Here is a 12,284-nt window from a genome sequence, read left to right as displayed (position 1 = left end):
GAAGACGCGACGCTCCTCAGCCGAGGAACCATCTCAGGTGCTCATCGATCCAGCCCTGGGTGTCATACCGCTCGCTCCATCGGCGGGCCAGCACCTTCCGCCCGGGATCAGCGTAGATCTCCTGGACTGCGGCAGCGAAGCCTTGCGGAGTCGGCGGGGCAACCGCGCCACCACTCGCCAGCGCGAACTCCCCGAACCCTGAATCATCAGCAATGACCGAGGGAATCCCCAGGGCCGCGGCTTCGAGGAGCACAGTCGGAAACCCTTCACCCGCCCCGTTTGACGTGAACAGGTGCACGTCCGCGCACTCGAAGATCTCCTCGGCATCGGCAAGCTGGCCGGGCACACGAATTCCGGTCCCGACGAGCGATTGCTGCAGCCGCTCATTTAGCGGGCCATATCCCGCGACGAGAAGCGAGAACCCTCCCGTTTCAGCGGCGGCCACGGCCAGCCCGGGACGCTTGGCTGCCTCGAGACGCCCGGCAAAAACGGCGACCGGGCCTTCCCCGAACCCCCATCTTGCCCGTGCCGCCTCGACCCGGCCGACGTCAGGTGGTTGAAGCCGAACAGTGTCCACGGAATTCGGGATGACCAGCACCGGACAACGGTCACCGATTCGGCGACGGATGTCCGCGGCGACGATATCCGAGACGCAGGCGATGGATTCAACGTGTCTGGCCGCCGCGCGGTAGAACGGCAGAATGAGAATCCCGAATGGCCCGCGAGGAAAGAGCCCGTGCTCGGTCCAGAAGACCCTCCCATGCCCCGCCAGGAGCTTGGAGAAGGCGACCTGCTCGCGCTTGAAATGAAGGTGGAAGATCTCCCGCGGTGCGGCCGAGGCCGATACTGAGCGCTCGAGGGCCCGCCTCTCCCGCCGGATTCGCAACAGACCGCCGGGCAGGGTGCGAAGGCTCCACTTCGGGCCGAAGAGTGCCTGCACCCGGTCGAGCTCTCCCGGAGGCCACGGTTCAAGAGAGCCGATGAGTCGTACCGATCGGCCGCGTGCCGCCAATCCCTTGTAAAGACGTGCGATATAGCGTTCTGCCCCGCCATCGAAAGCCGTCGTCGCGACAACGGTGATCCGGGTCTCCGGCGTCTCCGGCGCCTCCGGCATCAGAGGAACTCAGCCACGCAGGGCCTCCAGAAAGGTCAGCAGTTGCCGAGCTTTTCCCGACCAGTCGCGCTCGCGCGCGTGCGCAATCCCGGGTTCATTCGGTGAGGGAAGCGCCAGCGCCTGTCGCACTGCAGCGATCGCTTCAGCCGTTGATGAGTACATCAAAGCGCCGCTCTCTGTTCGGCCGCTGAGAGTCGCCGTTGCCGGCGCAACAACGTGCAAACCTGCCGCGAGATACTCGTAGAACTTCATCGGGCTGCGACCGGCGTTCTCGACTGCTGAATTGAACGGCAGAATCCCCACCACTGCCGAGTTCAGTTCGCTGGACAGCACCGAGTAGTCCAGAGGACCCGTCAGAATGACATTACTGGGAAGCTCCGGATGAACGGATTTCAGGGGTCCGATGAGCCGCACGCTCTCCTCCGGGAACGCCTCTGCCAGGGCAATGACCAGCGGCCAATCGAACCGATGATCGAGCGCGCCGGCGTAGACAAGCCCACTGCGAGCGCCGCGCGACTGCGGCGCCGCGAAGCGGCTGAACTCGACCCCGTTCTCGAGAACAAGCTGGGGAGTCGCAGCGCCCAGGTGCAGTGCCTGCAGCACGGTTTGGGACGTGGCGACCACGGCGACCACGTTCTTGAGCAAGCGGAGTTGGCGACGAGACGCTATCCCTTCCGGGTATTCGTCTGTGGGCCGGTACACCGCGAGGCCAGGGGGGTGCTCGTCCAGAACTCCCGACATCAAAGGTTGATCGATGAGGATGTAGTCCGACTTCCAGAACCCGATCCGTTCGATGTGGCGCCTCAAACCACGTCGATTCGCGCTCAGGCGCAGAGGAAAAGGGAACAGCGGCACGGAATGGAGAGTTCCGAATTCATCAACGACACCACGGCCAAGCGCCAAGTCCCGCCGCCGCTTTTCCCCACGACGGGCGAGCAGATGCAACAGTGAGAGCGGCGTAGACACGTGTGCGACGCGGCATCCGATCAGGGAGAGTTCCCGGGCGAGATGATGGCTGCCCACCCTGAAGTCACCGCCGTCAACGGTGTGGCTCAGGAAGAGGATCTTCGGCCGGCCATCCGTGTCACCACTCTGGGCCGCGCCAAGCGTCTGGTTCACGCTCACTTGTGGTCCTCGTTTCGGCTGCATCGCGACAGCGACCCTTTATGGTACCAATTCCCATTTCTGAGTCCAGGAATTCGAGCCGCTCTTTGCTCTAAAGAGCGATTAGACCGTGGGTTTCCTGACGAAACAGGGTCGCGACACGCAACGCCCATTGGCGTGAGGTGTGAATTCCGTCCCGTCGTGTGGGAGTTCCTGACGCAAACGCTGGGCACCGACCGCTCTGGCCACAGAACCAATCCCGGGTATTCACGAGCCTGATCTTCCCCCCGACCAGGGATCTTTCGGCTGCCTGTCCAGTCTTCCAGGTCGCCGGGACTTCGCTAATGCAGTCAAACGGCACACTCACTGCGGTTTTGCACTCGGCGATTGCTTTGCCTTGCGGCGGCGGGGTTACGAAAATGATGTGAGCAGTGTACGGGGCGATCTTGTTCACCGTGGATTTCGCTGCGGTCGCCCATTCGGTGACCGCCACGCGCCCAGTCGCTCCGCTTCGCAGGTTCAGCGAGTTCGACCACTCGTAGTTATCGCTGACGATCACCGCAGTGGGGTGAAGCCGTTCAATCTCACTAATGGATGTCTTTCGATGCTCGGAGCATGCGCGGGCATGGGCTGCCGTGTCGAACTTCGCAGCGAGGTCTATGACTGGGCAGCCAGCCAGAGTGAGGCCGCGAATGAAGTACTTCTCGCCATACACTGCCCGCACGGTCGCGATCAATGTAATAGCTGTCGAGTCTCCGAAAACTACAATCGAGGGTTTATTTGGGTCGCCAAAGGCGCACGATGCTGGGTCTCCAACTGCCGTCTCACTGCATCCCGCCCGGTCTTCGACAGGGCCTTCAACTGAAACCTCCGATGCTGTTGGGGAGAGGCTCGGCCATTTGGCGGCGTTGATGGCGGCAGCGATGTCGGACGCCATCGCTGTTGCAGCTTCGCTGGCAGTCGGGTCGATAGCCACGGATTCCGGGATTCGTGACACCCCTGCACCGGACCCTTTAGAGATCATGTACGTTCCGACGACAGCGGCCGAGACCATACTCAGCAAGACAACGGCGATCGCGCCCATCGCGAGGCGCCTCGAGTAAGCCCGCCACCAGATCCCTAACGCCTGCGTCCTATCTCCACCAGACCCGAATCTGTCCAAGAATGGAGCGCTAGTGAAAGGCTGCTCAACAGCTCTATAGGAGATGACCGCCAATGAAAACATGAGGAACAGGGCGACTATGTAGAAGAACCTGGACGTGGTTGGAATGAACACCCCGAGGAACACGATTGTAGGGAAATGCCACAAGTACAACGAATACGAGATATCACCGATGAAGCGACTCACTGGATTGGCCAGCAGACAGGAATGCGAGTCTGAACCGATTCCGCTTGCGAGAACCAGCACGGTCGATACCACCGGAAGAAGCGCCCAGGGCGCCGGAAACGTGGAAGTTTCCGAAATAACAAGCATCGACGACACGATTCCAACAATGCCCAGGTATGACATGGAGGTCCGGACGGCACTTGGCATCCTCAGGAATGCGCCCGCCGAGAGAGCGAGTATCGCTCCCACTCCGAGTTCCCAAGCCCTTGTCAGGGTCGAGAAATACGCCACCGTCGGGTTCGTCATGGATTCCGACAATGACCAAAGGAATGACGCGACAACCACGACCGCGACAACTACGACAACGGCCAGACTCCGGAGTCGCGAGGTGGAGCCCTTGACGACTTTGCCTGCAGTGATCAGGACCAGAAACAAGAGGCCGGGCCACACAAAGTAGAACTGTTCCTCCACCGACAGGGACCAGAAATGCTGAAGCGGAGAGACAGCATTTCCTGACTGAAAGTAGTCGGTTCCAACATCTGCGAAGTGCCAATTCGCAAAAACGAGAAAACCAGCCAGGGCATCCAGCGCGACTAGTCGCGCCCGTGAACCGATCAAGAGGACGGCCAACAGACATGTGCTAGCCAGTACGATTGTCGCGGCCGGAACAATCCTGCGAATTCTTCTTTTGTAAAAGTTCGCAAAGGAGATAGTCCCGGTCCTCAGAAATTCCTTATGCAGAATCCCTGTAATGAGGAACCCACTGACAACGAAGAAGACATCCACGCCGACGAATCCGCCAGATGGCCATTTGAAAAGGTGGTCCGAAATGACCGCCATAACAGCGACCGCGCGCAGCCCTTGGATGTCCGATCGCTTTTGCCCCATTCGCCCAGCTTAGAGAAACCGAGGTCGGTGAGGCCCTAACAACACTGAATATTCGCTTCTGTGGACACCGCTTGTGGTGCGGGTGAGCACCGTCGCTCGGTAAGTCGCCCGGCGTGGTTGAGCACCACCTAAGTAGGCTTTTTTCACCGTGTGTCAGCAGGCATGAGGAACGGCCCACAGGCTGCCACTGCGGAGCCCGTCTATGGCCGCCAGGCGATGGCCGCCAGGCGATGGCCGCCAGCGGGCAGCCAGCTCCCCGGCAGGTGGCTCAAATTCTCATCACATACGGGAACACACCGTTATTGCCAGCGCGTGATGGGGAACGCCACTGGTGCTGAGCGACATCATCACTGGTGCTCTCTCGCACGATCGGTGGTGCTGAACCGCGCGATCAGGTGGTGCTCAAAGCCTCAAATACTCACAACACCGCCTGATCAACCCCCAATTCGCGGCGCTCTCAGTGACGCGGACGGTCTACCTCGTCAAGCGCCGATACTGCCGAAGCGCCTCGGGAAGTATGTTGCACAGCACCAGCGCCTCACTCAGAGCCAGGCCGAAAGCCACGCCCGCCCCGCCAGCCAATACCCCGCCGACAATCATTGTCGGCACTCCGATCAGGGAACTCATCAGAGTCGCTCGCAGCACTACCGCCGCCTTGCCACTGGGCAAGAGCAAGTTGCGCATGAGCGGGGTTGCCGTCGAAAGAAAGAAATAAGCAACGCCAAACCAGGCGCAGACGGCGCCATCCGCGGTCACCGGCGCCCCGAATAGAAATGCCGTAGCCACCGGCCCCACAAATGCCAGCAGAGTAAGGCCGAGGAACCCCAGAACGATATGCGCGAGCATTGCCGCCTTCTGCCTACGGCGAGGTGCAAGGCTTGAGTTGTCCAGGACCCATGCCTGGAGAGCATTTGCCAGCGCGGAGATACCGAACATCCCGTATCGGTAGAGCTTGTCTGCCGAAGCGAACATCCCGGTGACAAGAAGGCTGCCGGTCGCGCTAACGATTGGGAGTGGCGTCCCCGCGTACGTCGCGCCGGTCATATCGACGAGGGCAGGGATGATCATCAACCGCATCTCGGCAAGGATCGACGACCTTCGATTCCCTGACAAGGGCACCCAAGAACCGATGATCAGCCGATTAAACCCCAATAATCCGAGCAGTGAAGCACTCAGCAACAACACTGGATACGTCCAAATTGGAAAGCCCCACAGCAAGAGACCGGCAGCAAAAGCGGTCACGATCAATTTTGGAAGGGCCTCGAAGACTGCGATGAGTCGTGGCTGGCCAACCCCAATTGCATACCAAGATGGAGAAAAACCAAAGAAGGCCATTGCCATAGTCATGGAAATGGAATCGACGACATGAGACGGAGATGCCAACAAGGCACTCACCCCCACCAGGAACGGGCTGAGGACGAAGAATGCGATGACCCGTGAAGTGAATGCCGTCTTGTACAACTCGCGTCGGGTGCGGAGATCAGGCTCCATTGCTACAAGCGGCGGTCCAGCGATGTTCCAACCGAAGCTCACGGCCACGGCACCAAACGTCCCAACCGCTTGCGCCGTTGCCACGCTTGCCCAACCGTCCACGCCGCCAACCCGAGCGATGATCGGCAACAGCAGCAATGGCGCGGCGGCGGACAACAACGGGAGTACGGCGAATCCCCCAAAGCGAAGAAAGAGCCGCCTCATGGTGATTCGACGGTCTTCCGGGGCATGTTCCATCCCCGTCGCTGAGTTCCGTGAGTACCAGCCATGTTTGGGCTACGCACCATTCAAGGTGCTGAGGACTTCGCGTTCAAAAGCCTCGGCCGCCATCGCTGGCGTATAAGCCCTCAGCCGTTCTTGCCCTTCGCTCGCCATGCGCGCACAGAGTTCCTCATCGCGGAGGAGGCGTAAGGCGTTGGCTGCCAGAGATGCGGCATCGCCAACAGGTGAGAATAGCGCTACCCCATCTGCGTATCCCCGAACTCCACCGTTGTCGGTTGAGACAACTGCCGACCCGCTCGACATCGCTTCTGCCGGCGGTAAGCCCCAACCTTCGGCGTCGCTGGCACAGACGAAGACGCGAGATTGCTGATACAAGACTCGAAGCAGTTCGCTCGACGGCTCCTGAAGATGATGGACATACGCTGGGAGATCGACCGGCTTTGGGATTACCCCAAAGGTGGCGAACGAAACCTCCGGCATCTCGGCCGCAATCAGGCCGAATACCTCGACGACAAGGTCCGTACGCTTCCACGGAATATCCGAGACGAGAGCCAGCACCCGAAGGGGTCGCAACCCAATGGGAGGGCCCGGTGGGAAGTCAGCCCCGTCAATAGCGTTCGGAACTTGTACTGCAGTCACCCCCAGCTCAATGGCCTTCGATTCAAGCCATGGCCCTACCACTATCCGATGCAGGGGTAGGCGCCAAGTGTCGTCCACCCGCGACGAACCACCTCGCCATGCTTCGTAGTGCTGAATGAAATACACGCCCGGCACGCTCTGCAAGGCCGCCGCGCGCGCGACAACCTGCGCCGTTTCCGTAGCCGTTGCCACGATTACGTCAGACGGGGGAATCCCCCCAACGGATTGCCGGGCGAAATTGACGACATTGACTCTACGGTCCAACGAAAACCAGCGCGGTCGGGCATGGCGTCCCAGTGTGTACTGTACGAATCTCAAGGCATGGCGCCAGACCATCTCCCGGTGGCGCCGCGCCTCATCGGGACGCATTTGTACGAGATTAACGGTGTTGCCTGCCTTCGCCAGGTGATTCGCATACTGGTAGACGATCTTGTATCCGCCGCCCGCCCTTAAGGCGAAACCAGGCAGGATGACTGAGATTGTGGCCATTTCATCGCTTTCTCACTAGGTGTTCTAAAGAGGTCTTCCAGGGGTGGGCCAGCGCGTTATTGTCCCACTCTGCTCAGCACCTGAGTGACCTTGTGAGCAACGGTGTCCCAGTCATACTCGGCCCTCCATGCCGATGGCATCACCACTGGCCCCTGATCAGAGATCTCCTTCAGAGAGTCGAGAGCCGCAGCCCATTCTTGTGGCACGCCAGAAGCGATCACAGCGACGCCAGTACCTGCGCAGATTTCCGCCACGCTTTCACACCCTGCCCAGTACGCGACGGGTGTCCCACAACTCAGCGATTCGAGTGCAGGGAGTCCAAATCCTTCCAGAATGGAGGGCTGGACTGATCCCGCAACGCCGCGATAGAGCGCAGCCAATTCCTCGTCGGTCACATCTGACCGGATATCAACCTGTCTCGTCAGCCCCTTCTCGGCGACGCGTGTCCGCGCTCGCTCGACGTCGCCGGTTACGACCAAGAGCCGGTAATCAGGGCGAAGGAGGAGGGCGTCCAGGACCACATCGACATTCTTATGTGGCTTGAAGTTGCCCACGTAGAGAAACGTGGGGAATGAGAACCCCGTTCGGTCGCCGGCACTTACGAAGCTGCTCGAACAACCGTTCCCGACAACTTCAATATCGACATGTGCAGTTCCAACCCACCCGGCAATCGCTTCAGCTGAGGTTCTCGAAACCGTCATGACTACCCCGGCCCGCCGGATTGCCCGCCGGACAATTGTGCCGTAAAAAAGAGTCTTCAGGAAAGTCCGCTCGGCGTCGACCTGCAAGTGAATTAGGTCGTGGATAACCAATATCTGCCGTGCACGAGTGATTCCGGCGTTGAAGCCGGGACTGAACACGACGTCATTGTGTGTCAGCTTTAGTCGACACGTGTTCAAAACGTCAACAGGTGCAGTTGGTGACTTCGGGCCGCCAATCGGTCGCCAAGGCATTTGCAACCGAAGTAGGACCTCCTTGGAGAACCTCCCGATGCCGTGCTCCCCGATCCATCGATCGTCCACTACAAGTTGGCGCATGATCTCCCCCAGATATCGACCCTTGCACCGGCAAGGAAGAAAGTATCCCAGGAGTGGCGAAGGAGTCCCTTAGTCCAGCGACAGTGCGATAACGGTCACCGGCGAAGTACCAGCGCTCAGTATATGTTGACAAACGCTTTCCCCGACGGCTCTGCCTCGTTGCATCGCAACCCAGCGACGACCAAGACGCGAGGTAGTAACGTATTCTTTGGACGCGCGATTTCGTTCGCCTCCAGATCGCGTCAGCCGCTCCGCCGACGTTTGAATGTCAGTCACATCGGGGGAAACATGCTCGCAGGGCCTATCAGGTTTGTGCTCATTTGGGTCGTCGCGGCAGTTAGCGCTCTCGTCGCTGGAGAGATTCTCGAGGCAAATGGTGCGGGGGCGCTCGCGGTCGCCCCATTGGTCATTCTCTCTGTCGCTGCAATCATTATCCAAGCGGGGCACCGCCTCGGGACAGCGATGGCAGTGAGCATGACGCTTCTCGCTATCTCCAGATCAACACTCTCCTCGCCCACTCTCACCACGACAACGCCATTGATCGTGGTTGGTTTGCTTCTCCTCGCTGTCTGCCTCAACCATCGGAGCATTTCGCGACCTCGAGGTGCAGTCCTTGGAGTCTTGCTCCTGGGGTTCCTCCTCGTCGCGGCGCTTGTCCTACCAACAATCGTGCAATCGGATCTCCAAACCAGCGCCAAGTCCCTTGGAATTGGACTCATGTGGCTATTGGCTCTATTCACGGGCGCGAGTTTGACTCGCACAGAGAGGCTCCACTTCCTGAGGTATTTCATCGTCATCGGCTGCCTTGAAGCTGTCCTCTCGATTGGTGAGTCACTCCTGAAGCTGGATCTCGTTAGGGACTTGATCACGGGAAGCACAAGCGATGCCACCTACTTGGTGAGGGGAAACGTCGTTCTCGGTGATTGGACGAATCGTGCCCAAGGGACTCTGGGACACCCCATCCCGTTCGCCGCATTCATCGCAATCGCTCTATTGATACTTCTTTTTTCAGGTGCGGTCGAATCGCGTGCGGTGAAGATTCCTTGTGGTCTTCTCCTCGCCACCGGGATCGCACTCTCTGGTGCACGCTCAGCCGCCGCAGCATTAGCCGTGGGCTTCGCGGTCTACTGTTTGTCCTTATTGATCTCTGCCCGGGGAAACGTCAAAGCGGACCCGCGTCTGCGTCTGGCGGCGCTTGCCACGATGGCGCTGGCTGCCGTTGGGGTCTTCTTCTTCGCCCGCGCGGCGGTCATTGGGGATTTCTCCCTGCTTCACCGCGGGGCCGTGCTGGACGCGACAAAGGACCTTGCCGGTTTACCCGTCCTGCGCTTCATTTTCGGTTCCGGTTACAACGCCGCGCCAAAACTCTATGAAGCTGGCTTCCTGCACGCGGACGGACTTCAAGTGATTGACAATGCCGTCGTCTCGGAACTCGTGGTGTCAGGCGTGGTCGGCGTCGTTTTGCTTTGCCTGCTGGTCGCCTTCGGAATCAGGCATTCGTCTCATTTCGGACGCGCATTGATTGCGACATTCGTGGCCTTCTTCTTTTTCTTCGATCTGTTCAGCTGGCACGCAATTGCGTTTCTCTTTTTTGCAGCCTTGGGATTCGGCAATGGGATCGGTCATTCAACGCCCCAAGCCGCACCCTTAACGCCAAAACCGCAAGAGTCCCGATCTGTCGGGAACCTGGCGGCGGCGGATCAGCCCCTAACGATCTCTCAAGACGACTAGCACCCAACCCAGTCGACTATCTTCCGGTCGAACACGCTCACGTCGAACTCCCATGCCCGTGCCGTGCAGGATGCCGGCTCCGCCATTGCCGCGATTCCGATGGCCTCCCGGAGCGAACCTGGATCGAAAGCGTCCAAGAGCGCCCCTGTGACGCCGTGCTGCACGGTCTCGGCCGCTCCGCCAACCCTGTTGGCCACGACCGGTGTGCCAGCGGCCATGGCTTCAACAGGCATGATCCCGAAATCCTCGATCGCCGGAAAGACAAGCACCATCGCGCGGCGGTAGAGCTGGTTCAGCATCGCGGCGGAGGGCCGCGGCACAAACGTCACCAGACCGGGGTGCAGGTCAGCGAGCGCTCGGAGACGCGGTTCGTCCGGGCCCTCCCCTGCGATCACGACTGACACCCCGGCCGCGGCGCCGGCCTCAATGGCGATGTCCAGCCGCTTGTACGGCACGAAGCGCGACGCTCCAAGGATGAACGTCTCCGGAAGCAGACCCAGGGTCTGCACTTCTTCCGGGGTAAGGGAAGCCACGGCGTCTTCTGCGTACGATTGCACGCTCACGGGCGGGTAGATGACCGTGGCCTGCCTCCCCCAAGCCCGTTCCACGCGACGAGCCACGAAGGAACTGTTCACCGCTATTGCGTGCGCTTCCTGCGCGCGCTTGCGATCGAGGACCTGCAGCGGACCCGAGGCGGCACGAGCAATGAGTCCGTTGCCGCGGAGGTCAAGTTCGGGCGTCCAGATGTATCTTGCCGGCGTGTGGGCATAGACATATTTCGGCGCCCCCCGGGCAGGGCCCGCGAACCGCGCGTGGTGAGCGAACAGGTGCGAGCTGCAGAGAATCCAGTCGGCTTCGCGTGCGCCGAGGTGCCGCCACGTCGTCGGCATCAGGGGCAATGCCAGCGCCTTGTGACGGCGCAGCGGGCTGCGCGCGAGCCATGTCTCGCTGACACGCCCCGCCGCGAAGCGTTCTGGCGCGTCATCCCACAGGGCAGTGATCGATGCATCCGGGAAGATCCGCGCAAGTTCGACCACCACGTTCTCGGAGCCACCTCGCTGCGACAGCCACTCGTGAACTATGACACCCGACATCTTCTACTTCCCTATTGACGGTCTTTCCAAGACCAAATCCGGGGCGAAGCGCCCTCAACCACATTAGTCACCGGATGGAGCAACGGGCCGATGGCCGAATCGGACTCCTGCACTGCTGATTCCACTGTGTTCGGTCAGGACAGTGCCCGACCGAACTTGCGATCGCGAAGCTCACTCTCGTAAGCGGGAATAGACCCCTCCCGTGACAGGAGAATGCCCGCGTGCAGTCCCCGGAGAGCTCCTGATCTCATCCGGACGAGGTTGGCCACCGCGCTTAGACCGATCCACATGCGACTCCCGCCCCACCACGCCCCACCATGTTTTCGGGCAAAGACGATGGCTGACCAGGTGTGGTAGGCCTTGATTGCGACCGGATAGCTGGCTCGGTTCGTCGACACCTCATGAGTTGCCGTGGCGTCACGACAAACGCGGAACCCCCAGCCGTTCGCCCGCAATCGGAACGACATGTCCACGTCCTCCCAGTACATGAAGAACTGCTCATCCAGGAGGCCCACGTCGCGCAGAGCATCGGAGCGCACGAGAACACAGGCCCACGTGATGAAGTCCGGGGCGCTCATCGTCCGCGACGTGTGCGTCGAAATGCCCAACGAGGGGACAAGGAATCCCCCGGCAGATTCTTCGCTGCCATCCGGGTTGAGAATGCGTGGTGCGGTCATCCCCAGGGTGACATCCGCGGCCAGGGTATCGATCAACAGTGACGCGGACCTGCCATCGACCACGGCGTCGTTGTTGATCGCCAAAATTGCGTCGTAACCCTCATCCAACGCCTGCTGCAGGGCAACATTGACCCCACCGGCGAAGCCACGGTTCTCGGCAAGCTCCACGAGAGACCAAGTCACTTTGTCAGGGAGTAGGCCGGCCTCCAGAACGCCGCGTAGGTCCCCGGATGACTCGTTGTCCACGACGAAGACATGATCGACCCGTCCTGACCCGAGGAGCGAAACGACGCAGCGCAAGGTGCGCGCGCTGTCTTTCCAGTTGAGCACGACGGCACAAACCCTCAAGACGATCCCTTCCCCCGGAGCTTGAATACTTACGCAGACTACACGTTTGAACGCGCGCGAAAGTTCGGAAATGCCGATTCTGAATGACTATTTTCCCCAGACAGACCCCCCAAACGCGCCGGC

General features: G+C 60.3%; 9 protein-coding genes. 1 reads left to right on the top strand and 8 read right to left on the bottom strand.

Going from position 1 to position 12,284, the window contains the following annotated elements:
• Positions 1-16: 16 nt before the first annotated feature.
• From IWX89_RS18355 to IWX89_RS02095, 6 genes are all read right to left on the bottom strand, one after another.
• A complete protein-coding gene (locus IWX89_RS18355; protein ID WP_231382749.1) occupies positions 17-1,114 on the bottom strand; it encodes a glycosyltransferase family 4 protein in 1,098 nt (365 codons plus the stop codon).
• Between the two features lie 9 nt (positions 1,115-1,123).
• Positions 1,124-2,239: a hypothetical protein gene (locus tag IWX89_RS02115; protein WP_196901926.1), complete on the bottom strand. Its 1,116-nt coding sequence runs from the start codon at positions 2,237-2,239 to the stop codon at positions 1,124-1,126.
• Between the two features lie 91 nt (positions 2,240-2,330).
• Positions 2,331-4,433, bottom strand: a complete 2,103-nt coding sequence (locus tag IWX89_RS02110) for an acyltransferase family protein (protein ID WP_196901925.1) — start codon at positions 4,431-4,433, stop codon at positions 2,331-2,333.
• A 474-nt stretch (positions 4,434-4,907) separates the two neighbouring features.
• Positions 4,908-6,161 (bottom strand): lipopolysaccharide biosynthesis protein, encoded by a 1,254-nt coding sequence (locus IWX89_RS02105; protein ID WP_196901924.1) that lies wholly within the window; start codon positions 6,159-6,161, stop codon positions 4,908-4,910.
• A 39-nt stretch (positions 6,162-6,200) separates the two neighbouring features.
• Entirely contained in the window at positions 6,201-7,274 is a 1,074-nt protein-coding gene (locus IWX89_RS02100) for a glycosyltransferase family 4 protein (RefSeq protein WP_196901923.1), read from the bottom strand.
• A 56-nt stretch (positions 7,275-7,330) separates the two neighbouring features.
• Positions 7,331-8,134, bottom strand: coding sequence for a glycosyltransferase family 1 protein (locus IWX89_RS02095; RefSeq protein WP_307836347.1), 804 nt, complete (start codon positions 8,132-8,134; stop codon positions 7,331-7,333).
• A 651-nt stretch (positions 8,135-8,785) separates the two neighbouring features.
• On the opposite strand from IWX89_RS02095, the gene IWX89_RS02090 reads away from it, so the two are divergent.
• Positions 8,786-10,042: a hypothetical protein gene (locus IWX89_RS02090; protein ID WP_196901921.1), complete on the top strand. Its 1,257-nt coding sequence runs from the start codon at positions 8,786-8,788 to the stop codon at positions 10,040-10,042.
• On the opposite strand, the gene IWX89_RS02085 is transcribed toward IWX89_RS02090, so the two are convergent.
• Entirely contained in the window at positions 10,039-11,136 is a 1,098-nt protein-coding gene (locus tag IWX89_RS02085) for a glycosyltransferase (RefSeq protein WP_196901920.1), read from the bottom strand. The two genes, IWX89_RS02090 and IWX89_RS02085, sit on opposite strands and share 4 nt — an antisense overlap.
• Before the next feature lie 134 nt (positions 11,137-11,270).
• Entirely contained in the window at positions 11,271-12,143 is an 873-nt protein-coding gene (locus tag IWX89_RS02080) for a glycosyltransferase family 2 protein (protein WP_196901919.1), read from the bottom strand.
• Positions 12,144-12,284 lie beyond the last annotated feature (141 nt).

Origin of the sequence: Cryobacterium sp. MP_M3 (genome assembly GCF_015752155.1) — a bacterium.
GTDB lineage: Bacteria > Actinomycetota > Actinomycetes > Actinomycetales > Microbacteriaceae > Cryobacterium.
The sequence above is the reverse complement of the archived record's forward strand: the minus strand, read 5'-3'. Positions and strand labels throughout refer to the sequence as shown.